The organism is Caldalkalibacillus mannanilyticus JCM 10596 (genome assembly GCF_000615945.1).
In the GTDB taxonomy this organism is placed as follows: Bacteria; Bacillota; Bacilli; order Caldalkalibacillales; family JCM-10596; genus Bacillus_AT; species Bacillus_AT mannanilyticus.
On sequence record NZ_BAMO01000025.1, the window covers coordinates 28,475 to 54,129 of the forward strand.

A 25,655-nucleotide genomic window follows, 5' to 3' on the forward strand; every position below is an offset into this window, starting at 1 on the left:
ATTTTTTCACCCCCTTTCACAGGAGAAAGATAACGAATTAATTTACTAGTGCCTTCGTATATCTTCTGGCAATTTCAGTGGGCATTGCGGCAATGAGTGTGGAACGATTCGCTTCATTCATATTCGCCAATATCCTAGTAGCAAGATTAAAATCAGCGGTAGTAGCGCTCATTTCGGTTAAGATTCCTGCTGCTTGACCTGCTTGCATTTGATTAAAGGTATTTGCCATTTGATCAATGGTTAAGGTATTCTTCGTTCCTTCCGTTTTTACGTTGGACTCTTGCATTAGCAACTGAATACGCTCTTGTAATGCAGCTATTTCGGGATGATCTACTTTATCCATTTCCTTTAATGTAACAGTTAGCTTTGCAGCGAAGGTAGGGTCCATTTTAGCTAAAATTCCTGCTCGTTGGGTATTATTCATTCGATCTAAAATAAGAGCGGCTTCCATTAAAGTCAGGTTCTGTATAATAGGAGCGGCTTTACCGGCTGACATTCCACCATACAGCTTCGCTAATTCTTGAACCTTCGAATGATACTCTTCAGAAGAAATCGTCTGGTTTGTTGATGATTCTTCTAAGCGTTTAATTAGCTCCTGTAATGCCTCGATTTCTGCTTCCTTAACAGAAACATTTTCTTCTAGTTGTGCTTTTTCTGCGATCAAATTCTTAATTCGATCTTCAGCCTCTTCAAGATTAGTTAGGACCTTGTCCAACTCTACTCCTACAGTTTCGCTCTTCTCTTCCTCTTTAGCCGGAAGAATGGAAGAGAGTCCTGGCACCTTATGTCCTACTTCTAAGGCTTTCCCTACAACGTTATATCCACTAAAATGTCCGATGATGATAAACAAAGCGATAGCAAACACAATAGGAATGAACAAAGCATAGAAAAAGAATTCCAGCTTCGTATATGGTTTTTCGGTTTCCTCCATTTCGTTCACCCCTTAGCCTCCATCTGTCTATAAAACATTTGGTTGGATATTTCATCTAGCTGTGATTGCTCTTTTTGTTTTATAAACTCTAGATGTTCTTGTTGTTTTTTTTCTTTTAATAAGTCCCATGTCTTTTCTTCTTTCAACGCATCTCTTAGAACTTCCTGCTTTTTATCGACATTTTTTTTAGCGAAATCGAGTTGTATTCGTTCAATTCCGACACGTTTCTGCAAATTACTCACATAATCGCCAATCATCCTTAATTGCAGAATAGGCATCCCTACATTCTGTTCCGAAGACAAACGCTCTTGTACAGTTGTAATTGTCGATTGAAGATCCATAATGCGGGACTCAATATTTGTTTGCTTTTGTACTGCTTTCGCCATTAAGAGCTGAGCATTTTCTTTCTCTTTGACCTTCATTTCAAGAATTCGTTGATAAGGATAAATGTATTTAGACATTTATGACATCCTTTCCAAACCTAGTTTGTAGCAACTGAATACTTTCTTGGAAAGAGGGGACTTCATAAATTCCCTGGCGTAAGTATTCTTGAATTTGAGGATAGACCCGTATGGCTTGATCTATCTCTTTGCTTGATCCCTTTTTATATGCCCCAATGGTAATCAAATCCTCTGAGGATTCATATATCGCTAGATTTTTTTTCAATATTTCTGCTGCTTGCAATTGTTCAGCTGAAACAATCTCATGCATCACTCGACTTACACTTTGTAGAAGATTGATCGCTGGAAACTGTCCCTTTTGAGCTATTTTACGATCTACACGATATGCCCATCTAAAATTCCACGAACAGCATCGGCAATGGGTTCATTCATATCATCACCATCAACTAGAACGGTATAAAAAGCAGTAATAGAGCCTCTCGATGAAGTTCCTGAGCGTTCCAAGAGCTTTGGTAATAAAGCAAACACACTTGGAGTATATCCTTTGCTTGTCGGCGGTTCACCAATAGCCAGCCCTACTTCACGTTGTGCCATAGCAAAACGTGTCACTGAATCCATCATGAGCATGACATTGTTTCCTTGATCTCTAAAATATTCGGCAATGGCAGTAGCAGTAAGAGCTCCTTTGAGTCGTGTAAGCGCAGGTTGATCAGAGGTTGCAACAATAACAACGGACTTTTTCAACCCTTCCGGTCCAAGATCTCGTTCAATAAAATCTCGAACCTCTCTTCCTCTCTCTCCAATAAGTGCAATCACATTAATATCTGCCGAGGTATTTCGAGCGATCATTCCCATTAATGTACTTTTTCCTACACCACTTCCTGCAAAAATCCCGATCCTTTGACCCTTACCAATGGTTAACAATCCATCTATGCAGCGTACCCCAACCTCCATCGGTTCATGGATTCTAGGCCTTGATAACGGGTTTGGCGGCTGATTATTTGTAGAAAAGCTTCTTAATCCTTTGGGGAGTTTTGAGCCGTCCAAAGGACAACCATTCCCATCTAAAATACTCCCCAGTAAATTCGTACCTACCTTGATTTGTAGAGGAGAACCTGTTGCAACAACTAAACATCCTGGACCAATATGTGAGATATCATTTAATGGCATCAGCAATATTTTACTTTGCTTAAATCCAACAACCTCAGCTTTAATGGGTACAGCTTCTTGGTGGGGGTAGATGAGGCAGATCTCCCCAATCTTAGCGTTAGGACCATCTGACTCTATGGTCAATCCAATGACTTGACTTACTTTACCATGCTTTTGAACAGCTTGTATTTGATCAAGTACAGAAATATACTCATCCACCCTTCTCATCATTGTTCTGCACTCTCCTCAAAATAACTTAAAAGATGTTTTTTGATTTCTGCTAATTGACTATCCAGCGTCACATCAAATGAACCATGAGGAGTATGAATCATACAACCTAGACCCGAGTAGGTCTGATCTGGTACAACACGCAACTCAGCACTTGGTTCAATAAACTGTTTCAATTCTTCCACTTGTCCTTGGACGATTGGATAGCTAGTTGGAGCCACCTGAAGCACTACTTCCTGCCTTTCACTAACTTGAAGCAAGCACTTTTTGATCATGTCGACAACCTTTTCAGGATGCAACTCTAATTCAACATGTAAGATTTTTTTAGCAATTTGAACACTTAAATCAAGCAAAAATGGTTCTGCTTCTTGAATAATCGTTTGCTTCTCTTCATATGCTAAGGTAATAATCTGCTGAATTTCTTGGTTTTTTTCAACCCATTCCTGCATTCCCTGCTGATACCCTGTTTCATATCCTTGTTCAAACCCTTGCTGATTTGACTCTGTATATATAGTATCGGCTTGAATTCTCATTTCGTTTTCCTGATTTTCTTTCAACTCATGTAGTTCATGCAGAAATTTCTCTCGCTCTATGGTTAACTCATCCGCTAGCTCAGATTTTCGAGTTTGAAGCTCTTGAATTTCTTGAATTAAGCCGTCTCTTTGTCTGATTAACTCATCCATTTCACTTTCCAGGGTTTGACTCTCTTCTACAGAAGGTTCTTTCGGCTGAACCGCGATCGGTTTAGTGACGATAACTTTCTTGTCATTTTCTACTTGAGAAAATTTGTAGACGTTAGACAATGATATCATCTCCTCCACCACGAGCAATGATAATCTCTCCAGACTCTTCTAATCTGCGAATGATGGCGACAATACGGGTTTGAGCTTCCTCAACATCCTTCAAACGAACAGGGCCCATAAACTCCATTTCTTCCTTAAATGTATCTGCCATACGTTTGGACATATTTCTGAAAATAACTTCCTTCACTTCTTCACTCGCAACTTTTAGGGCAAGCTGTAGATCGGCATTCTCTACGTCACGAATGACACGTTGAATGGAACGATTATCAATCGACACAATATCTTCAAAGACAAACATTCTCTTCTTAATCTCTTCTGCTAATTCAGGATCTTGAATTTCAAGAGCGTCCAGAATGGTTCGCTCTGTTCCACGATCGACTCCATTTAATACTTGAACCACAGCTTCAATTCCGCCTGCTGCAGTAAAGTCTTGAGTAACCGTTGCAGACAACTTCTGTTCTAAAATATGCTCTACTTGACTGATTACTTCTGGAGAAGTACTATCCATCAAAGCAATTCTTCTAGCGACATCCGCTTGTTTATCTTGAGGCAGCTCAGATAATATTTGAGCGGATTGAACGGGCTCTAAATAAGAAAGAACCAAGGCAATCGTTTGAGAATGCTCATTTTGAATAAAGTTTAGGATTTGACCCGGATCTGCTTTTCTAGCAAAATCAAAAGGTCGTACCTGCAAGGTGGCAGTTAAACGATTAATGATATCCAATGCTTTTTGCTGACCTAATGCTTTTTCTAAGATGTCTTTGGCGTACGTAATACCGCCTGAACTAATATAATCCTGGGCGACACACAAATCATGAAATTCGTCTAAAATCATTTCTTTTTGTGCAGAGTCTACTTTTCTTACATTTGCTATTTCAAGTGTAAGTTGTTCAATCTCTTCTTCACTCAAGTGTTTGAACACCTGAGCAGATACTTCTGGGCCAAGCGAAATGAGTAACAAGGCAGCTTTTTGTTTTCCATTGACTTCTTTTAATGATTTCCCCATTTTTTTCACCTACTCTTCAGCTATCCATGTTCTTAACAACTTCGCAAATTCATCTGGTTTGTTTTGTGCCAAACGCTCGATTCGTTTTCTCTTCGCTTTTTCTGGATTATCTTGATCAAAATCAAAGTCTTGCATTGGAGCAACAGGTTGTGATACTACCTCTTCCAATTCCTCATCTTCTTTTCTTCGAGATTTACGAATTAAGGCAAATGCAACACCCGCAATAGCTAATAGGGCTAATGCTCCTACACCATAAAGAAGAAGCTGAGAAATACTCGCCTGAGGATCTTCAATGACAGGGCGACCCTTAAATTCGTTCGCAAAAACTGTAATTTTCTCCTCTAAATTCTCAGGTATTACTCCATTTGCACTTAGAGAGGTTTGAACGACATTGCGCAAAATGGTTTCAATCTCACCTTTTACTTCATCAATTTCTACACCCTCAGGAGGATCAACACCTACGCTAATGGCAAGATCATTGATCATAAAGGGACTCGCTTCAATCTGACGAAAGATTCGATTCACTTCACGATTAATTCGTTCTTCCGTTTTTTCATACTCACTATTTTGAGCTCCGTTAGCGCCTGGGTAACCAGCAATATCTGTTTCTCCAGTCCCAGGAACACCATCCATTGACGTTCCTTCCCCTGAGAAGGATTCTTGAATTCTTTCTATACTTATGGCGATTCCTTCGTTGTTCTCTTTGTCAATCGCTTCAACTAAATTTTCTTCTCTTTTCTCTTTTGAAAAATCTACTGTCGCAAAAACCGATACGATGACACGGTCCATTCCTAAAATACGTCCTAAGAATTGTTGTAATTCACGTTGGATGTCTTTCTCGATGTCTTTTTTGATCTGTCTATTTTGTTGATGGACAGTTAGTGAAGAGTCCAGTCCTGAATCGTTCACGTACTCCAATGGGTACATGTTCTGATCCATAATGACGATATTTTCTACCGGTAAGGAGGGCACACTCTTACTAATCAGATGGTACAATCCTTTTACTTTTGTCGGATCAAGCTCTAGACCTGGTTGCAGACTTAGTACCACAGAGGCAGTAGCTGTTTGATCACCATCAGCGACCCAAAGTGACTCCTTTGGCAAAGTAATCATCACATTAGCACTATAAATGCCATCCATCTCTTCGATCAAATACCTTAGCTCATTCTGCATGGCGTCCCGTTCAACCACATCAAATTGCTTATCTGTCATTCCAAAACCCATATTTTCACTAAATATACCGTAATTAATGTTTCCACTTCTTGGAATCCCTGCGTGTGCTAAATCCACTTTCAGCTTTGCTGCATGTGCCTTCGGAACACTTACGCTCGTTCCATCAGGTGACAACTGTACAGGAACCCCAGTCGCTTCTATTGTTGATACAATTTCACCAGCTTCTGCAGGCTTAAGATTCGTATAAATAGGGACGTATTCTGGCTTGGACGCCCAATGAATAAAAAGGGCCAACGTTACGGACAATATGATAAATGTCCCGATAATCATTAGTTTATTTTTTTTTGAGAGACTGTCCCAAGTCTCTTTTATTTGATTTTTATATTGCAGCATCTGGTCCTTCATAATTCACCCCATCCTAGGTCGCTAATTATACTTGCATTCTCATGATCTCCTGATAAGACTCTACTACTTTATTTCTTACCTGGACAGTAAGCTGCAAAGATAAGCTAGCCTTTTGTGCCGCTATCATGACCTGATGTATATCAGTAATTTCACCTGTAATAAGTTGATTTGTTTTGATTTCTGACTCTTTTTGTGCAGCCTCTACCTTATTTAGGGCGTCCATCAAAGTATTTTTAAAATCAATTGATGTCGATTCGCTTTTAGGAGTTTGCTGAATTTTTTCTAGTGGAATCAAGTTTTGTATGCTATTTACCTTCACGATCGCTTACCCCCTTCTATTTTCCAATCTCCAATGCTTTTAAGAACATTCCTTTTGAAGCATTTAATGCTGTAACATTAGCTTCGTAAGAACGAGTTGCCGACATCATATCCACCATTTCCTTGGCTATATCGACATTCGGCAGACGAACATACCCTTCTTGATCAGCATCAGGATGAGTTGGATCATAGACAAGGTTAAAAGGGGTACGATCTGTTTTAATTTTTGACACCTGAACACCAGCTGTTAGAGGACCTGATTGAGTGCCTACAGCTTTATCCAGAAAGCTTCGGAAAGGTTTTCCGCCTGTAGGTGAAATCTCCACCATTTTGCGTTGGTATGGAACCCACTCTCCATTTTGCAATTTAGCTCTCGTCGTATTGGCATTAGCAATATTTGACGAAATAACGTCCATTCTAAATCGATTCATTGTTAGAGCACTTGAACTAATGTTTAACCCTTGAAATAAACTCAACTACCTTACCTCCCGTCAGTGATCACAGTTCTTAAAGAATTAAATCTACCATTGATTCTTTCCGTTAGCGCATTATACCAAAGTTGGTTTTGGGCTAGCTGAGCCATTTCATAATCCATGTCTACGTTATTCCCATTATGATTAAATAAAGTATGAGGCCTTGATACTACTTTGGCATATGGCTGATTGCGCTTTGGTGTGTCGAAAATGGAAGATGCTTTTCACTTGTGCGGTAACTTTTTAATCCTTTTTGCTGTTCAACTGCGTTAAGTAAAGCCGATTGAAAGGAAACCTCTTTACTTTTATAGTTAGGCGTATCAACGTTAGCAACATTTGAAGAGATCACTCGTTGCTTTAGTGACGCTACATTTAACGCGTTTCTAGGTTAGTAGTTGAGGTAGAAAAGATGCTCATTTTAATTCATCCCTCCTTCTGAAAATAATAGAAAAAATAAAGGTGTTACATTTTTCTACAAAAACCTTCAAAATACCTTTATTTTTTTATCCAAAAGCTTAAAAATAGGATAAACGGTCTAGACATAAAACAGTTTTATTGGCTTAAAGTCCTATATTTTTCGACTTTCATATAAAAAATATATCGTTTTTTGTCGAAGCTTGTTGTAACAGATACATAAATACTATCAAATGTAGATAAAATAAAAAAGCCTTTTCTTATTGGAAAAGGCCAAGTATTTTATGGTATTACTTATGCAATTATGGTAGTCAACTATCTAATATGGCAGTATAGGGAATTTATACTACGCATTCTTTAGTTTTTCAAGTTCGATCATTAATTTTTCATTTAAGATTTTGATAAATGTTCCTTTCATCCCCAATGATCGAGATTCAATGACCCCAGCACTCTCTAGCTTACGCAGGGCATTGACAATCACGGAACGAGTAATCCCTACTCTGTCTGCGATTTTACTTGCTACTAACAAGCCTTCTTTTCCATCTAATTCATGAAAAATATGCTCTACTGCTTCTAACTCACTGTAGGATAAAGAACTGATCGCCATTTGAACAACAGCTTTACTTCTTGCCTCATGCTCGATTTCCTCTGCACGTTCTCTTAAGATTTCCATCCCTACAACGGTTGCACCATATTCTGCTAGAATAAGATCATCATCTTCAAATGTGTTATTAACGCGACCTAAAACCAATGTCCCCAATCGTTCTCCTCCACCTACTATAGGTACCACTGTGGTTAATGCATTAGAGAAGAAGGTCTTCATTTCTACTGGGAAAATAGTGTAAGGACTATCTACTTCTAAATTAGCAGATGTTTCTTGTAGCTTTAAGATGCCTTCGGTATATTCCACAGGAAATTTACGATCCTCTAGATAATGTGACATCCTTTCATTTTCAATCTCCTGAGCAATTGAAAAGCCTAATAGCTTTCCTTTTCTGCTAACAACAAACACATTAGCTTCAATTACTTCACATAGTACCTCGGCCATTTCCTTAAAGTTAACGGGACCTGATACCCTTTGCAGCATATTATTAATTCTACGTGTCTTACTTAATAAATCCATATCATCAAACTCCTTTCAGACTTTACAAAATATATTGAGATAGATCTTTGTTCTTAATAATTCCATCTAATTTTTCATGAACATATTCAGGGGTAATGACAACTTCCTCTAGATGAATATCTGAAGCTTCATAGGACAGATCTTCCAATAGCCTTTCCAATATCGTGTGTAGTCTACGCGCTCCAATATTATCTGTCGAACGATTAACTTCTGAAGCAATTCCTGCAATTTCTCGGATGGCTTCCTCTGTAAAGGTTACCTTAATTCCCTCTGTTTCAATAAGTGCTGCATACTGTTTCGTCAAAGCGTTTTTTGGTTCCGTTAAGATTCGAATAAAATCCTCAATCACTAAATCAGTAAGCTCTACACGAATAGGAAATCTCCCTTGTAGCTCTGGAATTAAATCAGATGGCTTTGCCATATGAAAAGCGCCGGCAGCTACAAATAAGACATAATCAGTCTTTACTGGACCGTATTTAGTCATAATGGTTGAGCCTTCAACAATTGGAAGGATATCTCTTTGAACTCCTTCTCTTGATATATCTGGAGATTGGCCCGACTGTTTACCGGCAATTTTATCTATTTCATCGATGAAAATAATACCAGATTGCTCAGCCCTACGTATTGATTCTTGTTGCACCTCATCTAAATCAATCAATTTACCAGCCTCTACCTGGGTTAGTATTTTTCTTGCTTCTGCCACGGTAAGCTTACGTTTTTTTGTCTTTTTAGGCATGAGATTGCCAAACATTTCTTGCATGTTAATTCCCATTTGTTCGACACCTTGACCTGAAAAGATTTCAAACATATTAGGTGACTGGTCTTCTACTTCAATCTCAACATAATGATTTTCTAACTCACCCAAAGCTAACTGATGTGTTAATTGTCTTCGCCTTTGAGCCAACTCTTGTTCCTCTGAAATCACATGCTCCTGTTTATCTTCGGCTTCATCCTCATTTCCACCGAAAAACATCTCCAAAGGATTTTTAAAAGATTTAGCTGCTTTTTTATTCGGGGCCAAAAGCTCAACGATACGCTGGTTCGCATTTTTTTCTGCTTGTTCTTTCACACTCTCCATCTTTTCTTCCTTCACCATGCGTATCGCGGTATCAACTAGATCTCTGACCATCGATTCTACGTCACGTCCAACGTACCCAACTTCAGTAAATTTAGTTGCTTCTACTTTGATAAAAGGAGCATTGACAAGCTTAGCCAAGCGCCTTGCGATTTCTGTTTTTCCGACTCCAGTTGATCCGATCATTAAAATGTTTTTAGGAATGACCTCATCCTGAAGATGAGCAGGTAGTAAGCTTCTTCGATATCTATTCCTCAAAGCAATTGCAACAGATTTCTTGGCCTGATGTTGACCAACGATATATTTATCTAATTCTGAAACAATTTGTTTTGGAGTTAACGCTTCTCTGTTCAAAAGATCAACCTCCAACCTTATTATGGTATTTGATTTACATTACTTCTTCAGTCACCAATTGATTATTTGTATAGACACAAATTTCTCCAGCTATGGTTAGAGCCGCTTCCGAAATTTCTCTAGCTGTTAACTGGGGAGAATATTTTTTTAATGCTCTTCCCGCTGCTAAAGCATAGGTTCCTCCTGATCCAATGGCTAAGATGCCATCATCTGGCTCGATGACTTCTCCATTCCCTGATATAAGGAGAAGATGCTCTTTATCCATAACAATCATCATGGCTTCCAAGCGTCTCAGCATTTTATCCATACGCCATTCTTTGGCCAATTCTACAGCTGCTCTTTTTAAGCTCCCGTGATACTCCTCTAACTTCGCTTCGAACATTTCGAAGATCGTTAACGCATCGGCTACAGAACCAGCAAAACCCGCAACCACTTGACCACGATACAGCCGGCGCACTTTTTTGGCGGAGTGCTTCATGACCATCGCGTTGCCAAAAGTTACTTGCCCATCGCCTGTCATTGATCCTTCTCCATTATGCTGTACTGCAAAAATGGTTGTTGCATGAAATTGTTGTTCCACCAAGACCAACTCCTTTTTCTTACGAACGCGGGTGTGTTTTGTTGTACACTTCCCTTAATCGTTGGTTTGTAATATGAGTATAAATTTGTGTAGTAGATATATTCACGTGTCCTAGCATTTCTTGTACTGAACGTAGGTCTGCTCCTCCTTCAAGCATATGAGTAGCAAAAGAGTGTCTTAATTTATGAGGTGATATTCTCAGAGTAAGGGTGCTCTGTTCTATAAGCTGATTTAGAATTCTTCTTACACTTCGATCACTTAATCGATTTCCTAATTTGTTAAGAAATAGAGCCTTTTCATTTTTGGGTTTGAGTTGTAGACGCCCGTTATCTATATATCTTTCCAGTGCCTCTATCGCAAATTGCCCGAGTGGTACAAAACGCTCCTTGCTACCTTTCCCATAGACAAGTGCCATTCCCACATCCAAATCAAGGTGTTCAAGATCTAATCCTACAAGTTCGCTGACCCGCATCCCTGAGGCGTATAGTGTTTCTAAGATTGCTTGATTTCTTTGTCCTAGGGGCTGTGTTAGATCCGCAACAGAAAAAAGTTCCTCTAATTCAGTGGAATAGAAATAGTGCGGTAATCGTTTGTCTAATTTTGGGGAGGCAGCTAGTTGGATTGGATTTGACTGGAGATATTGCTCACGTTGTAAAAAGCGAAAAAAGCTTCGTAAGCTGGAAAGTTTTCGCGCGATCGTCCTTCTCCCATATTCTTTTTTATGTAACAGAGTTAAATAACTTCTGACGTCTAAATAAGAAACAGCAGCAAAGTCCAATCTGGTTTGCTGCTTTAGAAATTCGGAAAAGTCTTCAATATCTCTAACGTAGTTAGTAATCGTATGATCTGAAGCATTTTTCTCTATTTGTAAATATTCTATAAATAAATGGACGAATTTCATTAAAGCTTCGTTCAATTTGATATCACCCTTATCCTTACACCGTCACGTCTATATTACCATGTTCCAATATGAGGAAGCAATATCAATTGTGTATATTTTGTGAAAAATTCTGAATTGTGCTTAGTGCTCTTTCAGCATACTTTTCATTTTTTTCCTTTTTGTTTCTAATTCTCTTAGGTAAAGGCGGAAACAGACCAAAGTTCGCATTCATAGGCTGAAAATTAGTAGGATCTGCCGTTGTAATATAATGACTCATGCTACCAATCGCGGTTTCATGCGGAAACACCAAGGGCTCTTTTCCTTTAGCATGACGCGCAGCATTGATTCCTGCAATCAAACCAGAAGCGGCAGATTCAACATAGCCTTCTACTCCCGTCATCTGTCCAGCAAAAAACAAATGATCCCGACCTTTATACTGGTAGGTCGGCGAAAGCAGATTAGGTGAGTTAATAAAGGTATTACGGTGCATCACTCCATAGCGAATGATCTCCGCTTGTTCTAATCCTGGAATGAGTTGTATCACCTTTTTTTGATCTCCCCATTTTAAGTGAGTTTGAAAACCAACAATATTATATAATGTTCCCGCACTATTGTCTTGCCTTAATTGAACAACAGCATGGGGTTGTTTGCCTGTTCTAGGATCAATGAGGCCTACTGGTTTAAGGGGACCAAACAACAATGTTTTATCTCCGCGTTTCGCCATGACTTCAACCGGCATACATCCTTCGAAATAAATTTCTTTCTCAAACTCCTTCAATGGAACAACCTCTGCTGTAATCAGTGCTTCGTAGAAGGCGGTAAACTCCTCTTCATTCATTGGGCAATTGAGGTAAGCAGCTTCTCCTTTATCATAGCGCGAGGCTAAGTATACTTTATCCATATTAATGGTTTCTTTATCTATGATGGGAGCTGCTGCATCATAGAAGTATAGATATTCTTCTCCTGTAACCTGCTTTAATTTCTCTGAAAGGGCAGGAGAGGTTAGAGGTCCAGTAGCGATAATGGAAATCCCATCTGGAATGTCGGTCACCTCTTCGCGTGAAACTGTAATCAATGGGTGTTCTTGAACATATTGAGTAACCTTGCCGGAGAACTCCTCACGGTCCACCGCAAGAGCACCACCAGCTGGCACCGAACACTCATCAGCAGCTCTAATAATAACTGAATCTAGATGACGCATTTCCTCTTTCAAAATTCCTACTGCATTGGTTAAGGTGTTTGCTCTTAATGAATTACTACAGACCAACTCGGCGAATTGCTCTGAGCGATGAGCAGGCGTTTTCTGCACAGGTCTCATTTCGTATAAATGGACTCTTACCCCCTGCTTGGCAATTTGCCACGCAGCTTCACTTCCTGCTAAACCTGCTCCGACTACTTTTACAATGGGTTCAGACATATCTACAATCCTTTCTAGTTACAACTGCTTTTCTTCATAATCGCAGGATACACATTGGATCTTTGTTTCTTTTTTCCCTTTCTTTTCGACCAGCATCCCTTCACACTTTGGACATGGTCTAGAAATAGGTTTATCCCAAGACAAGAAATCACATTCTGGATAACGATTACATCCATAAAACAGACGTTTCTTCTTGCTCTTTCTTTCAACGATTTGCCCTTCTTTACATTTAGGACATTCCACACCTATCTCTTTGACTATAGGTTTTGTATTTCGACAATCTGGGAAACCAGAGCAAGCCAGAAACTTGCCAAAGCGACCAAATTTGTAGACCATATGTTTTCCACATAGCTCGCAGTCCTCATCAGCAATTTCATCTTCAAGCTCTACTTCCTTCATTTCTTCCTCAGCTACAGTCAGTCTCTTTTCGAAGTCCTTATAAAAATCTTTTAGGATCTGCACCCAATCTTCTTTTCCTTCTTCAATAAAGTCAAGATGTGACTCCATCTCAGCAGTAAAATCCGTATTTAAGATTTCGGGAAAAAACTCTTCCATTAACTTAATTACGATTTCTCCTAATTCCGTAGGAACAAATCGCTTATCCTCCAAGCCCACATACCCTCGTTTTTGGATGGTATCTAGCGTAGGCGCATAGGTTGAAGGTCTGCCTATTCCAAGCTCTTCTAACGTTCTAACTAACCTAGCCTCTGTATACCTTGGCGGAGGTTGAGTAAAATGCTGCTTACTATCAATATTTTGAACCTTAACCTTTTGCCCTTCTTTTAACTCAGGAAGAAAAGAGTCTTCATCTGTTTTCCCATCATCATTGCCTTCTACATAGACCTTCATGAAGCCTGGAAACTTTAGCTTAGATCCGGTTGAGCGAAAGATGACACCATTCACATTAAAATCAACCGTTAATGTATCTAGAACAGCAGGGGCCATCTGGCTAGCAATAAAACGTTCCCAAATTAAGCGATACAGTCTAAGCTGATCACGAGATAGGATGTTCTTAAGCGAAGCTGGATCATGCATGATGGATGTTGGTCTAATGGCTTCATGGGCATCCTGTGCATTCTGTTTCTTTTTCTCCGCAGGGCTTACTGTGGATAAAAAGTTCTCCCCATAAGTTTCACGTATGTACTGGGCAGCTTCATTTTTTGCTGTGTCAGAAATTCTAGTTGAATCTGTACGCATATAGGTAATAAGACCCGTTACGCCTTCTTTACCCAGATCCACACCTTCGTAAAGCTGCTGAGCAATCATCATGGTTTTAGCCGCTCTAAAATTAAGCTTGCGCGCTGCTTCCTGTTGTAATGAACTTGTGATAAAGGGAAGTGCAGGGTTTCTTTTTCTTTCTCTTTCTTGTACAGAAGAAACGATAAAATCCTGTTTCTGAATTTGTTTAATGATTTTATCTACTTCTTCCTTATTAGGGAGATCCTTCTTCTTCTTCTGATCCACACCGTAAAACTTGGCTTCAAAAGAAGTTTTCTTTTGTTCCAATTGAGCCGTAATACTCCAATATTCTTCAGGGATAAAGCTTGTAATTTCTTTTTCTCTATCGGATATCAGTTTAACAGCAACAGATTGGACTCGACCAGCACTTAATCCTTTTTTTACTTTTTTCCATAATAGTGGACTAATGTTATATCCAACTAAGCGATCTAAGATACGTCTAGCTTGTTGCGCATTAACCAAGTCCATATTAATTGGTCTTGGATGTTTAAATGCATCAACAATCGCTTGTTTTGTTATCTCATTAAAGACGACTCGACAGGTCGAAGAAGGCTCGATATTTAAGCTGTGAGCTAAATGCCAAGCAATTGCCTCCCCTTCACGGTCAGGGTCAGCCGCTAGATATATTTTTTTCACTTTTTTTGCGGCATCCTTTAATTCTTTCAGGACACTCCCTTTTCCTCTAATTGTAATATACTTAGGAGTGAAGTCTTCTACTTCAACACCCATTTGACTTTTAGGAAGATCACGAACGTGACCCATGGATGCTTTTACTATATATTTCTTACCGAGATACTTACCTATGGTTTTCGCCTTAGCGGGAGATTCCACAATTACCAAGGATTCTGCCATGAGATGTCCTCCCCCTCTCATGTGTTATAAAATCTTTTCCATTATGAAACAATTATAATTCATTTGTCAAACCATTCATTTCTTAATTTATTCAAACGAGCTAATTTTTTGGTAGAAAGAGCCCGGCAATGCCTTTATAAATCCCTTCATTTCAAGCTTTAACATATAGTGAGATAATTCAGTCATTGAGGTCCCTGTTAAAGTGAGTATTTCATTCATATGCTTCTTTTCGAATTTTAACACTTCTAAGATTTCCTTTTCTATATCTTCTACCATTATTCCTTCATTTAATCCATGATCGTTTTTTTCTTGGGGTAGCGGTAGGGAAACATGTGGAAATTCATCTACTATATCTAACGCATTCGTCACGAGCTTAGCCCCTTGCTGGATTAGCAAATTCGTTCCGACAGACTGAAAATCAAAGATAGATCCAGGAATAGCGAACACATCCCTGCCTTGCTCCAGTGCTAAGTGGGCAGTGATTAAAGAACCGCTTTTCTTTGCCGCCTCAATCACAATAATCCCATGTGAAAGACCAGAAATAATTCGATTTCTTTGAGGGAAATACGCTGGAATAGCGGGTGTTCCCGGTGGATATTCGGAAAGAAGCAAACCTTGCTCCTTAATCCGTTCATACAAATTTCGATTGTTTTTTGGGTATATGACATCAATGCCTGAGCCTAAAACAGCTACCGTCTTTCCCCCTGCCCGAAGAGTCGATTCATGGCTAATCGCGTCAATACCCAAAGCAAGACCGCTCACGATCACCCACCCCTTATGAACAAGCTCTGGGACCAACTTTTCAGTCACATGACGTCCATAGTGGGTTGTTTTCCTTGAACCTACCACACCTAATCCTGGGCGCGAAAGTAGGGTAAGATCTCCCCATGCATATAGAACCCAAGGAGGATTAAAAATTTCTTTTAATAAAGGAGGATACTCTGGATCATAAGGGGTAAGTGCCTGAATTTGCAAGGCTTCTAGTTTCTTTTTTTGTTGAAACAGCACGTTTTTTGTCACTGTTTCACTTAATGCCAGTGCTTGGTTGTCATTAAGAAAAGGATATCTTTTTTTCCACTGGATCTTATCTAGGTTAAATACACTTTGATCGATTCCCACTTGATTCAAATGGTCAATCGTGCTCCATCCTACTTTTGGAGTAATCGATAAACATAGGAATACATCTTGGATCATTGCTTCATTTTCTCCTTCACTGACAAAAATAAAAAGCTACACCTTTTTTATTTGAGGTGTAGCTTCGAAGTTTTCCTTATATCCTATTTATGTGTAATACATTTTTCTAACAAACCTTTTTCTTCAAGAACCGACACTAACGTTTCACCCATAACAGCTGGAGTTTTTGCTACTTTTACACCGCAAGCTTCAAGAGTAGCAATCTTTTCTGCGGCTGTTCCTTTTCCACCTGCAATGATAGCCCCAGCATGTCCCATTCTTTTTCCTGGAGGTGCTGTTTGCCCACCAATAAATCCAACTACTGGCTTCGTCATGTTGGCTTTGATCCACTCAGCAGCTTCTTCTTCAGCCGTTCCACCGATCTCACCAATCATAATCACAGCATACGTATCTGGATCTTGGTTAAATAGATTTAAAACATCGATAAAGTTCGTTCCATTGACAGGGTCACCGCCAATTCCTACTGCTGTAGATTGTCCAATTCCGCGAGTAGACAATTGATGAACCGCTTCATATGTTAATGTACCACTACGTGAAACGACCCCTACGTGACCTTTTTTGTGAATGTAGCCTGGCATAATTCCAATTTTACACTCTTCTGGAGTGATTACTCCAGGGCAGTTCGGACCTACTAATCTTGTTTTCTTACCTTCCATATAGCGTTTTACTTTGACCATATCAATGACAGGAATTCCTTCAGTGATACAAATAGCAAGATCTAATTCGGCATCAACAGCCTCCATAATAGCATCAGCAGCAAATGCAGGGGGAACATAAATAACAGTAGCTGTTGCACCCGTCGCATCTACAGCCTGCTGAACAGTATCAAATACTGGTAAGCCTTCGATTTCAGTGCCACCTTTACCAGGAGTGACACCACCTACCATTTGAGTTCCATATTCAATAGCGCCTTTGGTATGAAAAAGCCCCGTAGCACCAGTAATACCTTGACATATAACTTTCGTATCTTTATTTATAAGAATACTCATCGTCTTACTCCCGCCTTCCTATTTTACTAATGAGACAATTTTTTCAGCACCGTCCGCCATTGATTCAGCAGCTACGATGTTTAGTCCAGATTCATTTAGAATTTTCTTCCCTAACTCTACGTTCGTACCTTCTAAACGCACAACAAGCGGACGATCCAAGCCTACTTGTTTTGCAGCTTCAACAACACCATTGGCAATAACATCACATTTCATGATTCCACCAAAAATGTTGACAAAGATTCCCTGAACCTTCTCATCAGATAAAATAATTTTAAAGGCCTCAGTTACCTTTTCAGTAGTAGCACCGCCTCCAACATCAAGGAAGTTGGCAGGGTCTCCACCATAGTGTTTAATAATATCCATTGTAGCCATAGCTAGTCCAGCTCCATTGACCATACAACCGATATTTCCATCTAACGCAATATAGCTTAAATCATATTTAGAAGCCTCTATTTCTTTGGCATCCTCTTCCTCTAAATCTCTTAATTCAAGAATATCTTTGTGACGGAATAAAGCATTGGAATCGAAATTTAATTTTGCATCAAGTGCCATCACATCTCCATCACCAGTAACAACTAAAGGATTGATCTCAGCCATTGAACAATCTTTGTCTACAAAAGCTTGATAAAGTGCCATCATAAACTTAACCGTTTTATTGACTAGCTCATTGGGAATGTTGATCGCGTAAGCTAATTTACGAGCTTGGAATGGAACTAAGCCAGTAGCTGGATCAATCACTTCTGTAAAAATTTTCTCAGGTGAATGTTCAGCAACTTCTTCGATCTCCGTACCACCTTCTTCAGAAGCCATCATCACAACGCAACCTGTAGCGCGGTCCACAACGACACCCACATAATATTCCTTCTTAATATCGCAACCTTGCTCAATAAGTAAGCGTTTTACTTCTTTCCCTTCAGGACCCGTTTGGTGTGTTACTAACACTTTCCCTAAAATTTCTGAGGCATATGTACGTACTTCGTCTAAGTTTTTAGCTACTTTCACACCACCCGCTTTACCGCGTCCACCAGCATGAATTTGAGCCTTCACTACTACAACTGCTGTTCCTAGTTCTTTTGCTGCTTCAACAGCTTCATCTACTGTAAAAGCAACCTTTCCTTCAGGAACGACTACTCCATATTGTTTCAGGATTCCTTTTCCTTGATACTCATGGATATTCATCCTACTTCCTCCTGTCCAAAAACATCCTTTTTTGTTTTAAAACTTCACTTATCAGCTTACAATATTAGAGTCAATTTGTCGAACTGAAAGTGTCAAAAAATATTAAAAATCTTTTTTTCTCCCGTTCTAACATCGGTAAGAACCCGATAAGGACGAAAAACCATCAGGTGGAGTAAAAACTCCATCTGATGGTTCATCTACTTTATCATTTCTTGTAACAGCGTTCGAACATCTTTCAAATAATAAATTGTTTGACCCTGATACTGAAAATGATGTTGATCTATGACTTCAATTATGACCGAGGTGTGATCAGCAAAATAAAACTCAAGCATTACATTGTCTTCCTCTTCATCCTTTTGGAATTCTTGTTCAGTAGTTACACTATTTCCTTGTGTGAGAATTCGAACGATTTCGTGTATGATAGCATTTTCCTGTATTCCATCTGTTGCATGAAGCTGTAACACTTTCCTATTCTTTTCGAATATACGGACTTCACTCGCTGTGAATAAATCGTTTATTTTAGATGGTGACGCTGAAGGAATTGGTACAACCTGTTTCAGAACTTTAAAAATAGAATCGTTGAGCTGATAATTCCACACGCTATCACCATCCCTAATCGCAATCATCGTTGGACTAAGGACATAGATCGTTCGGTTGATTTCATGATCTAATTCAAGTTCTATTTGATAACTTGGAAATAATGGATAACGTATTCTTGCTTCTCCGTTAATAAGGGTCGAAGCATCTAAAATCGTAAGAATTTGCGGGATCATCCCCTGTGAGGTTTGGCGTTGTGAAATAGACAAATCATTAGCTGAAACTAGGATACGGCTTGTTGTCAAATTCTTTAAATATTGCTCTCCGATTTGAGTGTCAATCCAATGTAAAAATGCGGACATATCAGGGTGAGAATAAAAAAGTTGACCTACTTTTATTCCCTCTTCCGCCACCTGTGTTACATAAGCTTGATTCCCCTCATCCCAAGTAATAATGGTATACTGCTGTGCAAATTCAAAAGTAGGTTCTTCCAATAAAAATGGGTAGAAAGTTTTCCAATAATGTTCAAATTCTTCAGGGTTTACATTGATTTCTTTCCCAGTTTGTGAAATAAGGAGGACCTTTTTATATTTTTTTTCTCCCCATTCACTAAGTCCACGAAGCTCCGATGCTTCTTTATTTTCTTGATTCAGTCCTTGTGGTAATGGATCGGATTGAGCCACCTCTATAGTTGATGTACATCCTATTAATGCAGCAATGCTAAAACAAATAAAAGGCAAGATCATGCGTTTTATTGTAATGTCCATTCGTCTCCTCCTTGGACCCCATCCCTCACAATTCTATTTTAGCACCCTGTTTCCCTTCTTTTTTCTGCTTCGTTTTATGACAAGATTGAAAATTTTGTCGTTTTGTATGTATACACAAGCCTCTTCAACACATAAGTGCCGTTTCCATAAGAGGCTTGCTTCGGGATAAACCCATTTAGCCATTGTATTTACTAACGTTATGGTGCTTCATCTCCAAGAACAGTATCTTTTTCATAACTAACATCATGGGTGGGGTGCATAAACATGGCACCCGCAGGTGGTATATTTTTTTGTAAATCTTTATTTTCTTCTGTTGCCCAGCCAATGTCTTTTTCAAGCGGAGAGTTTTCTTCCCGCTCCCAATACTGCCCAGACATCATTGCTGGATCAACATCCACACTCCAATGATCAAGTGGAGTTGAAGGATTCGGATCATACGCTCTCTGTTTTTTCTTTGGCACCCTTCACTCACCCCAGTTTGTTCATTATTTTTGTTTAAACTGCATACTTTCTGCTTGTTGAACCAAGCGCTTCGTAATTTCGCCCCCAACAGATCCGTTCTGTCTAGAGGACGATTGTCCTCCTAATTGCACACCAAACTCCTCAGCAATCTCAAACTTCACTTCGTCCAAAAACTTTTCAACGCCTGGTACCAATAACCTATTTCTGCTCGCCATCGATACTAGCCCCCTTGTGTTTGAAAACTTCTCTAATTCATTCTTAGAGTATTTATAGTGTGTACGAAGTGAAGAACTATATAAGGGCTTTGTTATGGGTATAGAAGTAATCATTCCCTACCTTTTTCGATCAAGTGAGCGATAAGATATCGCCTCGGAGATAGCTAATTCGTCAATCTGTTCTGTTTGATTCAAATCAGCAATGCTACGAGCCAGCTTTAAGATTTTATGATAACCTCTGGCACTAAAATGAAGCTTTTCAAAAGCAAGCTTGAGGAGTTCCTGAGCCCCTGAGGTTAAAGAGCATTCTTGCTCAACTTCTTTCGCTGACAGTCTTGAGTTAACCACTTCTGACCCCTTTCGCTGTTGTTTAAATTGGAGTGCTCGTTGAATCCTCTGGCACATTTTTGATGTGGTGTATTCCCCATCCCCACCCTTCTCTTTGGTCAATTCTTGAAAGCTAATCAATGGAACATCAATATGGATATCTAAACGGTCATATAGAGGACCTGATAATTTCCCACGATACTTTTCTATTTGAGCGGCTGAACAAATACATTGTTTTCTTTCACTTTCATAACCATAAAAACCACAGGGGCAAGGATTCATGGCTACAATCAGCAAAAATTGTGCAGGAAATACATATTGATGGTGATTGCGCGAGATGGTTACTCTGCCTTCTTCTAACGGTTCACGCAAGGACTCCAGAACAGGTCTTCTGAATTCTAAAAACTCGTCCAGAAACAAAACCCCATGATGAGCCATACTGATCTCACCAGGTCTTACTGGAACCCCTCCCCCAATCATCCCCGCTGTGGTTGCTGTATGATGGGAGAACGAAAGGGACGCTCTTTCCGTAATCCGACTTCTCCTTGTAGCCCACCATTGACACTATATATTTTTGTCACTTCGATAGACTGCTTCTCCGAAAGTTCTGGCAGCAAGGTCCCAAAACTTGAAGCTAACATCGTTTTTCCACTACCAGGAGGTCCAATCATCAAGAGATGATGGTTCCCTATCGCTGCTACTTCAAAGGCACGTTTAACCTGTTCTTGACCCTTAATATCCTCAAATAAGGTTCGCTCTTCTCTTCGTCTTTTTTCATGATCAAGCTGTTTTGTATTTTTGACATTTGTTTCAATAGAAGTTGTTTTGATGGGAGTAAAATCAGAAGGTGTTTCTTTGATGAGGTCAATTAATTCACGAAGATGTTGAATGGGTATGATATCAATTCCTGTAATAGAGGCTGTTTCTTCTTGATTCTCTTTCGGGATAATCATTTTCTTATACCTTTTTTCTTTTGCAGCTAAAACCAGTGGAAATATTCCATCGTTTCTTCGGGTACTGCCATCCAAGGCAAGCTCCCCTACAAATAACTGATTTCCCAGTTTGTTGTATTGTTCTGTTGATAATACAATTTGTTCATCAGCTAAGAGAATCGCTAAAGCGATCGCCGTATCAAAATAAGATCCTTCTTTCCGTATATGGGCAGGAGCTAAGTTAATGGTAATTCGTTTCATAGGAAATTGAAAACCACTATTCTTGATGGCGGATCTGACTCTCTCCTTTGATTCTTTCAATGCTGTTCCAGGTAGACCTACGATGTCAAAATGGGGAAGCCCATTTGAAATATCTGCCTCGATTTCGATCATATGACTATCAAGCCCTAATAAATGAGCTCCGTACAGCTTTATATACATTTTTATAAATCCTCCTCATTCCCACTACAAAGGTAACAATGGCTTTCTTTTTATAAAAAACAGACTTAAAAAGCTTGAGCAAACCGTTTCATCCAAGCTTTTTTCTCTTTTTTAGAAATCCTGATGGCTACCACATCAAATTGAAGGTTGACATCCTGAAAACGGTTGGATTGTAGGTAAAACTGGGCTACCTTCCTAATGGTTTCCTGTTTCCTCTGAGTGATTGATTCCTCTGCTAAGCCAAAGGAATCATTTGTTTTCGTTCTAACCTCCACGAAATAAAGGCAGTTTTCTTTTTGAAAAATTAAGTCGATTTCTCCTAGCTTACATCGATATTGTTGTTCCAAGAGCTCATAGCCGGAGGAAATATATTCTCTTAAAGCCAATCCCTCTCCGTAGTTCCCAAGCGCCTTACGCACCTCCTTGCTCATTCTCTGCAACCCTCTTTTCCATTCGATAGATCATCGCCATGATCTCAGCAACGACCTCAAAAAGCTCTTCAGGTATTTGCTGATCAAGTTCTAATTTAGATAAAAGCTCAACAAGTGCCGTATCCTCCTGAATAGGAATATTATTTTGTTGAGCTAATTCAATAATTTGATCGGCTACCACCCCTGTACCTTTCGCTTTTACTTGAGGAGCTTCTGCAACATTTTGATCATAGCGCAGAGCTACTGCTTTTTTCCTTGATAGATCTTTTTCACTCATATTTTGATATCCACTCCTTTATAGGGGCGTATAGGGAGAGGGTAATTTAGAGCTGACTGACTACCTTGATGCCCCTGCTGAGGCTCCTTCCAGCTTAGATTTGACAAGGTGTATCCCTTTTCCCCCAATGCCACAGATAGAATTGGTTTGTATTGGTGTATAATCTCCTTTAATGAAGTGGCATTATAGATAGCAATAGAAACAAGCCTATTGATAACCTGTACATCAATAACCGTTTCCCCCAAGGATTGGAATTGTAAATAAAACAACAATCTACAGTTGTCAGGGTCAACCTGCCCATTGTTTTTTTTCTTTCCTTCCAGTTGACCATAAAGGTATTGTGTTTGCTGGGAAAATTCTATGGGTAGTTGAAACAGCACCTGATAAAACGGACTCTGTGGATTCACATCACTTTGTAAAAAAATTTGTTGGCCTGTAATATGCTGAATCATACCCTTTGCTTTTTCTTTGATTGCGCTAGGTAGGGCTGGGTCCATCACCAAACGTTGAAGAACGGTTTTAAGTTGCTGCTGCTCTAAGGGAAGTGGCTCTGGAGGACCATGAAGAGTTTGTCTGATGGATTGTTTTAGTATTTTCTCCTGTTCAAGCCCCAGCTGTTGAAGTGCCAACTTAATTGAAGGCGGACTTATTTCTTGAATGACCAGTCGATTCAGCTGAATCTCCAGCTCTCTCTGTGTAGTATGTAATTCAGGTTTGGACAGCATGGGTAGAAACTCTTTTAATTGCTGATGCACTGGTGGATCAAACAAATAACTACGAATGGATTGTACAATCTCTGGAGTAAGTGGTAAGCCTCTAAAAATGGTGGATTGAGCAGCTCTTAATAATGGCTCTGCTGATGACTTAGATTCACTTACCAATCGGCTTAGCATTTGTATTCCTTCCTTTGCCATAGGCAATTTTTCATCAACAAAAAATCTGAGGATTTCCATGTTGCTCTCTGTTTTCTTCAATCCAAACAGAGATAATAATGGAAAATACTGGTCATTCGGTTCTTGAATACGGGAAGAAAGCGTAGGCTGCTGTACAGTAGAAACAATCTTTAAGGTCACTGGGTTCCTATTTTCTTGAACCTGAAACCAAGCTTTTTGATCAACGTTGAGCGGCGTTTCAAGTTTGGCATGAACTTGAATTTTCCCCAACTGAACAAGGGCAGATTGATCTGGAAAAAGTTTGAGAATTTCTCCAGATACAATTTGCCCCGGTGTTAATGTAACAGATTGTGATAGGTTACTTTGATTTTGTAGTCCTCTTATGATGTTTGATAAAAAAGGGAACGAAAGCATCCCTGCTCAACTCCTGCTCATTTATTAACAAAGGTTCGTTACAAAAGACTTTCTGTGAATGGGGGTGATTCCATGTACTTGAATCGCCTCAACATGTTCCTTTGTTCCATAGCCCATATTTCGCTCAAATCCATACTGCGGATATAACTCAGACATTGTTTCCATCCATTGATCTCTTTCCACTTTCGCCACAATGGAGGCTGCAGCAATCGATATAGACTGGGCATCCCCTTTAATGATCGCTTGATAAGGGATCGACAAAGGGAGTTTCATAGCGTCAATTAAGGCATAGCTAGGAGAGAGAGGTAACTCCTGAATGGCTTTTAGCATCGCTACTTTAGTCGCCTCATAAATGTTAATGCGATCAATTTCTTTGGCATCAACAAAAGCAACAGAATAGGCCAGAGCTTCTTTTTTTATGATGGCTGCTAACTCTTCTCTTTTGGAGGCACTTAGTTTTTTAGAATCATTGATTCCAAGTAAAAAGAAATCCTCAGGCAAAATGACGGCTGCTGCCACCACAGGACCTGCTAACGGCCCCCTTCCTACCTCATCTATGCCGACAATATATTGATAGCCCTTTGAAAAAAGAAGCTTCTCTTCCCTACTCATTACCTGCCATTGATTAAGTTGTGCTTGGTATTGAGCTTCTTTGTTCTCCCATGCTTTTACTAATTTATGGACACTTGCCCTTTGATCTTTTTTTATCACATCTAAGTAAAGCAAGATCTCTTCTCTCGATGTCTGATGAAACCAGTCTTTGATTTCTTGAACGGTCATTTTTTCTACTGTAAGATGATGTTTCCCCATGATTCTTCCTCTTTTGCTTATAGACTTTCCATAATCTTCTCTAGCTACCTTCTCAAGCGCTCTATTTCCGTTTCCATGTCTCTAGGTAGTGGAGCTTCAAAATGGATTCTTTCACCTGTCCTTGGATGATCAAATCCTAGGACCTTAGCATGTAATGCTTGTCCTTTGATTTCTAATGTTTTGGACGGTCCATATTTCGGATCTCCTGCCAGAGGATGACCTATATATTTCATGTGAACTCGAATTTGATGAGTCCTCCCTGTTTCTAATTTCAGTTCTACCAGTGTAAACTCACCAAACCTTTCTAGTACTCGAAAATGAGTAACCGCAGGCTTACCAGTAGCAACGACTGCCATCTGCTTTCTCAAAACAGGGTCTCTGCCTATAGGAGCTTCTATTGTTCCTTTTTCATGTTGAATATCACCATGAACAATCCCTACATACATTCTTGATACCGTATGAGCCTTAAGTTGCTCAGCTAGTGATGCGTGAGCCCGATCATTTTTGGCTACCATCAAAAGGCCTGAGGTATCCATATCAATACGATGTACGATCCCTGGTCTTAATACTCCATTAATTCCAGAGAGGTCCTGACAATGAGCTAACAAGCCATTCACAAGGGTTCCGGTATAATGTCCCGGAGCTGGATGAACAACCAATCCGCGAGGCTTATTCACGACCACGACATCTTGATCTTCAAAAACAATATCTAAGTTCATTTTTTCTGGGGCAATATGCAATTCTTGAGGTGGTGGGACTTTGAGCACTATACAGTCATTCTCTTGCAATTTGTAATTTGGCTTTATTTTATTTCCATTTACTTCGATATTTCCTGATTTGATCCATTCTTGAATTTGAGTACGAGACCAATCTTCATTTTCAAGACTTAAAAATCGATCAACTCTTTCTGGTTCTGTTGATTCAAATGTCCAGTCAAAAACCTGTTCCATATTATGTACGCTCCAA

The 25,655-nt window shown here is 39.5% G+C and carries 26 protein-coding genes and 2 pseudogenes; all 28 read right to left on the reverse strand.

Annotated elements, in window-relative coordinates:
• Window positions 1-37: 37 nt before the first annotated feature.
• Entirely contained in the window at window positions 38-940 is a 903-nt protein-coding gene (locus JCM10596_RS13930) for a MotE family protein (RefSeq protein WP_025027656.1), read from the reverse strand.
• Entirely contained in the window at window positions 937-1,392 is a 456-nt protein-coding gene (fliJ, locus tag JCM10596_RS13935; protein WP_025027657.1) for a flagellar export protein FliJ, read from the reverse strand. The genes JCM10596_RS13930 and fliJ overlap by 4 nt, the downstream gene beginning before the upstream one ends.
• A pseudogene (gene fliI / locus JCM10596_RS25615) lies at window positions 1,385-2,712 on the reverse strand (flagellar protein export ATPase FliI). The gene fliJ and the pseudogene fliI overlap by 8 nt, the downstream one beginning before the upstream one ends.
• Window positions 2,709-3,512, reverse strand: coding sequence for a FliH/SctL family protein (locus JCM10596_RS13945; RefSeq protein ID WP_025027658.1), 804 nt, complete (start codon window positions 3,510-3,512; stop codon window positions 2,709-2,711). Before JCM10596_RS13945 ends, fliI begins: the two are co-directional and overlap by 4 nt.
• Window positions 3,505-4,518: a flagellar motor switch protein FliG gene (fliG, locus tag JCM10596_RS13950; RefSeq protein ID WP_025027659.1), complete on the reverse strand. Its 1,014-nt coding sequence runs from the start codon at window positions 4,516-4,518 to the stop codon at window positions 3,505-3,507. The genes JCM10596_RS13945 and fliG overlap by 8 nt, the downstream gene beginning before the upstream one ends.
• Window positions 4,519-4,527: 9 nt before the next feature.
• Window positions 4,528-6,096, reverse strand: coding sequence for a flagellar basal-body MS-ring/collar protein FliF (fliF, locus tag JCM10596_RS13955; RefSeq protein WP_025027660.1), 1,569 nt, complete (start codon window positions 6,094-6,096; stop codon window positions 4,528-4,530).
• Window positions 6,097-6,121: 25 nt separating this feature from the next.
• Window positions 6,122-6,373 carry a flagellar hook-basal body complex protein FliE gene (gene fliE / locus JCM10596_RS13960; protein ID WP_051541327.1) on the reverse strand — a complete coding sequence of 84 codons (252 nt, stop codon included), beginning with the start codon at window positions 6,371-6,373 and terminating at the stop codon, window positions 6,122-6,124.
• A gap of 58 nt (window positions 6,374-6,431) precedes the next feature.
• Complete coding sequence (gene flgC, locus JCM10596_RS13965) at window positions 6,432-6,890, reverse strand: flagellar basal body rod protein FlgC (RefSeq protein ID WP_025027662.1); 459 nt, start codon at window positions 6,888-6,890, stop codon at window positions 6,432-6,434.
• A 166-nt stretch (window positions 6,891-7,056) separates the two neighbouring features.
• Window positions 7,057-7,236: a flagellar basal body rod protein FlgB gene (locus tag JCM10596_RS31405; RefSeq protein WP_369345641.1), complete on the reverse strand. Its 180-nt coding sequence runs from the start codon at window positions 7,234-7,236 to the stop codon at window positions 7,057-7,059.
• A 411-nt stretch (window positions 7,237-7,647) separates the two neighbouring features.
• Window positions 7,648-8,424, reverse strand: a complete 777-nt coding sequence (gene codY / locus JCM10596_RS13970) for a GTP-sensing pleiotropic transcriptional regulator CodY (RefSeq protein WP_025027663.1) — start codon at window positions 8,422-8,424, stop codon at window positions 7,648-7,650.
• A 22-nt stretch (window positions 8,425-8,446) separates the two neighbouring features.
• Window positions 8,447-9,853, reverse strand: coding sequence for an ATP-dependent protease ATPase subunit HslU (gene hslU / locus JCM10596_RS13975; protein ID WP_025027664.1), 1,407 nt, complete (start codon window positions 9,851-9,853; stop codon window positions 8,447-8,449).
• Between the two features lie 34 nt (window positions 9,854-9,887).
• Window positions 9,888-10,433 carry an ATP-dependent protease subunit HslV gene (gene hslV / locus JCM10596_RS13980; protein ID WP_025027665.1) on the reverse strand — a complete coding sequence of 182 codons (546 nt, stop codon included), beginning with the start codon at window positions 10,431-10,433 and terminating at the stop codon, window positions 9,888-9,890.
• Window positions 10,434-10,452: 19 nt separating this feature from the next.
• Window positions 10,453-11,334 carry a tyrosine recombinase XerC gene (gene xerC / locus JCM10596_RS13985; protein ID WP_034681376.1) on the reverse strand — a complete coding sequence of 294 codons (882 nt, stop codon included), beginning with the start codon at window positions 11,332-11,334 and terminating at the stop codon, window positions 10,453-10,455.
• Window positions 11,335-11,416: 82 nt separating this feature from the next.
• Complete coding sequence (trmFO, locus tag JCM10596_RS13990; protein ID WP_025027667.1) at window positions 11,417-12,730, reverse strand: FADH(2)-oxidizing methylenetetrahydrofolate--tRNA-(uracil(54)-C(5))-methyltransferase TrmFO; 1,314 nt, start codon at window positions 12,728-12,730, stop codon at window positions 11,417-11,419.
• Between the two features lie 18 nt (window positions 12,731-12,748).
• On the reverse strand, window positions 12,749-14,821 hold the full coding sequence (gene topA, locus JCM10596_RS13995) for a type I DNA topoisomerase (protein ID WP_025027668.1): 2,073 nt from the start codon (window positions 14,819-14,821) through the stop codon (window positions 12,749-12,751).
• An 87-nt stretch (window positions 14,822-14,908) separates the two neighbouring features.
• Window positions 14,909-16,015, reverse strand: coding sequence for a DNA-processing protein DprA (gene dprA, locus JCM10596_RS14000; protein WP_025027669.1), 1,107 nt, complete (start codon window positions 16,013-16,015; stop codon window positions 14,909-14,911).
• An 83-nt stretch (window positions 16,016-16,098) separates the two neighbouring features.
• Entirely contained in the window at window positions 16,099-17,004 is a 906-nt protein-coding gene (sucD, locus tag JCM10596_RS14005; protein ID WP_025027670.1) for a succinate--CoA ligase subunit alpha, read from the reverse strand.
• An 18-nt stretch (window positions 17,005-17,022) separates the two neighbouring features.
• Window positions 17,023-18,183, reverse strand: coding sequence for an ADP-forming succinate--CoA ligase subunit beta (sucC, locus tag JCM10596_RS14010; RefSeq protein WP_025027671.1), 1,161 nt, complete (start codon window positions 18,181-18,183; stop codon window positions 17,023-17,025).
• Window positions 18,184-18,380: 197 nt separating this feature from the next.
• Window positions 18,381-19,487, reverse strand: a complete 1,107-nt coding sequence (locus JCM10596_RS14015) for a hypothetical protein (RefSeq protein WP_025027672.1) — start codon at window positions 19,485-19,487, stop codon at window positions 18,381-18,383.
• 197 nt (window positions 19,488-19,684) lie between these two features.
• Window positions 19,685-19,948, reverse strand: a complete 264-nt coding sequence (locus JCM10596_RS14020) for a DUF3905 domain-containing protein (RefSeq protein ID WP_025027673.1) — start codon at window positions 19,946-19,948, stop codon at window positions 19,685-19,687.
• A gap of 24 nt (window positions 19,949-19,972) precedes the next feature.
• Window positions 19,973-20,164: an alpha/beta-type small acid-soluble spore protein gene (locus tag JCM10596_RS14025; protein WP_025027674.1), complete on the reverse strand. Its 192-nt coding sequence runs from the start codon at window positions 20,162-20,164 to the stop codon at window positions 19,973-19,975.
• A gap of 117 nt (window positions 20,165-20,281) precedes the next feature.
• Window positions 20,282-20,569, reverse strand: a complete 288-nt coding sequence (locus JCM10596_RS31410) for a magnesium chelatase subunit ChlI family protein (protein WP_369345643.1) — start codon at window positions 20,567-20,569, stop codon at window positions 20,282-20,284.
• A gap of 105 nt (window positions 20,570-20,674) precedes the next feature.
• Window positions 20,675-21,864: pseudogene (locus JCM10596_RS29785) on the reverse strand (YifB family Mg chelatase-like AAA ATPase); the annotation flags it as partial.
• 65 nt (window positions 21,865-21,929) lie between these two features.
• Entirely contained in the window at window positions 21,930-22,295 is a 366-nt protein-coding gene (locus tag JCM10596_RS14035) for a YraN family protein (protein WP_025027675.1), read from the reverse strand.
• Window positions 22,276-22,572, reverse strand: a complete 297-nt coding sequence (locus tag JCM10596_RS14040) for an EscU/YscU/HrcU family type III secretion system export apparatus switch protein (RefSeq protein WP_025027676.1) — start codon at window positions 22,570-22,572, stop codon at window positions 22,276-22,278. Before JCM10596_RS14040 ends, JCM10596_RS14035 begins: the two co-directional genes overlap by 20 nt.
• Window positions 22,569-23,879 carry a TP0910 N-terminal domain-containing protein gene (locus JCM10596_RS14045; RefSeq protein ID WP_025027677.1) on the reverse strand — a complete coding sequence of 437 codons (1,311 nt, stop codon included), beginning with the start codon at window positions 23,877-23,879 and terminating at the stop codon, window positions 22,569-22,571. Before JCM10596_RS14045 ends, JCM10596_RS14040 begins: the two co-directional genes overlap by 4 nt.
• Window positions 23,880-23,903: 24 nt before the next feature.
• Window positions 23,904-24,689, reverse strand: coding sequence for a ribonuclease HII (gene rnhB / locus JCM10596_RS14050; protein ID WP_025027678.1), 786 nt, complete (start codon window positions 24,687-24,689; stop codon window positions 23,904-23,906).
• A 44-nt stretch (window positions 24,690-24,733) separates the two neighbouring features.
• Window positions 24,734-25,639, reverse strand: coding sequence for an RluA family pseudouridine synthase (locus JCM10596_RS14055; protein ID WP_025027679.1), 906 nt, complete (start codon window positions 25,637-25,639; stop codon window positions 24,734-24,736).
• Window positions 25,640-25,655 lie beyond the last annotated feature (16 nt).

Coding starts and splice junctions, on each gene's coding strand:
- fliJ (WP_025027657.1), bottom strand. CDS start 1,392: ATGTCTAAATACATTTATCCTTATCAACGAATTCTTGAAATGAAGGTC.
- fliG (WP_025027659.1), bottom strand. CDS start 4,518: ATGGGGAAATCATTAAAAGAAGTCAATGGAAAACAAAAAGCTGCCTTG.
- fliF (WP_025027660.1), bottom strand. CDS start 6,096: ATGAAGGACCAGATGCTGCAATATAAAAATCAAATAAAAGAGACTTGG.
- codY (WP_025027663.1), bottom strand. CDS start 8,424: ATGGATTTATTAAGTAAGACACGTAGAATTAATAATATGCTGCAAAGG.
- xerC (WP_034681376.1), bottom strand. CDS start 11,334: ATGAAATTCGTCCATTTATTTATAGAATATTTACAAATAGAGAAAAAT.
- trmFO (WP_025027667.1), bottom strand. CDS start 12,730: ATGTCTGAACCCATTGTAAAAGTAGTCGGAGCAGGTTTAGCAGGAAGT.
- topA (WP_025027668.1), bottom strand. CDS start 14,821: ATGGCAGAATCCTTGGTAATTGTGGAATCTCCCGCTAAGGCGAAAACC.
- dprA (WP_025027669.1), bottom strand. CDS start 16,015: ATGATCCAAGATGTATTCCTATGTTTATCGATTACTCCAAAAGTAGGA.
- sucD (WP_025027670.1), bottom strand. CDS start 17,004: ATGAGTATTCTTATAAATAAAGATACGAAAGTTATATGTCAAGGTATT.
- sucC (WP_025027671.1), bottom strand. CDS start 18,183: ATGAATATCCATGAGTATCAAGGAAAAGGAATCCTGAAACAATATGGA.
- JCM10596_RS14015 (WP_025027672.1), bottom strand. CDS start 19,487: ATGGACATTACAATAAAACGCATGATCTTGCCTTTTATTTGTTTTAGC.
- JCM10596_RS14025 (WP_025027674.1), bottom strand. CDS start 20,164: ATGGCGAGCAGAAATAGGTTATTGGTACCAGGCGTTGAAAAGTTTTTG.
- JCM10596_RS31410 (WP_369345643.1), bottom strand. CDS start 20,569: ATGTGCCAGAGGATTCAACGAGCACTCCAATTTAAACAACAGCGAAAG.
- JCM10596_RS14035 (WP_025027675.1), bottom strand. CDS start 22,295: ATGAGCAAGGAGGTGCGTAAGGCGCTTGGGAACTACGGAGAGGGATTG.
- JCM10596_RS14040 (WP_025027676.1), bottom strand. CDS start 22,572: ATGAGTGAAAAAGATCTATCAAGGAAAAAAGCAGTAGCTCTGCGCTAT.
- JCM10596_RS14045 (WP_025027677.1), bottom strand. CDS start 23,879: ATGCTTTCGTTCCCTTTTTTATCAAACATCATAAGAGGACTACAAAAT.
- rnhB (WP_025027678.1), bottom strand. CDS start 24,689: ATGGGGAAACATCATCTTACAGTAGAAAAAATGACCGTTCAAGAAATC.
- JCM10596_RS14055 (WP_025027679.1), bottom strand. CDS start 25,639: ATGGAACAGGTTTTTGACTGGACATTTGAATCAACAGAACCAGAAAGA.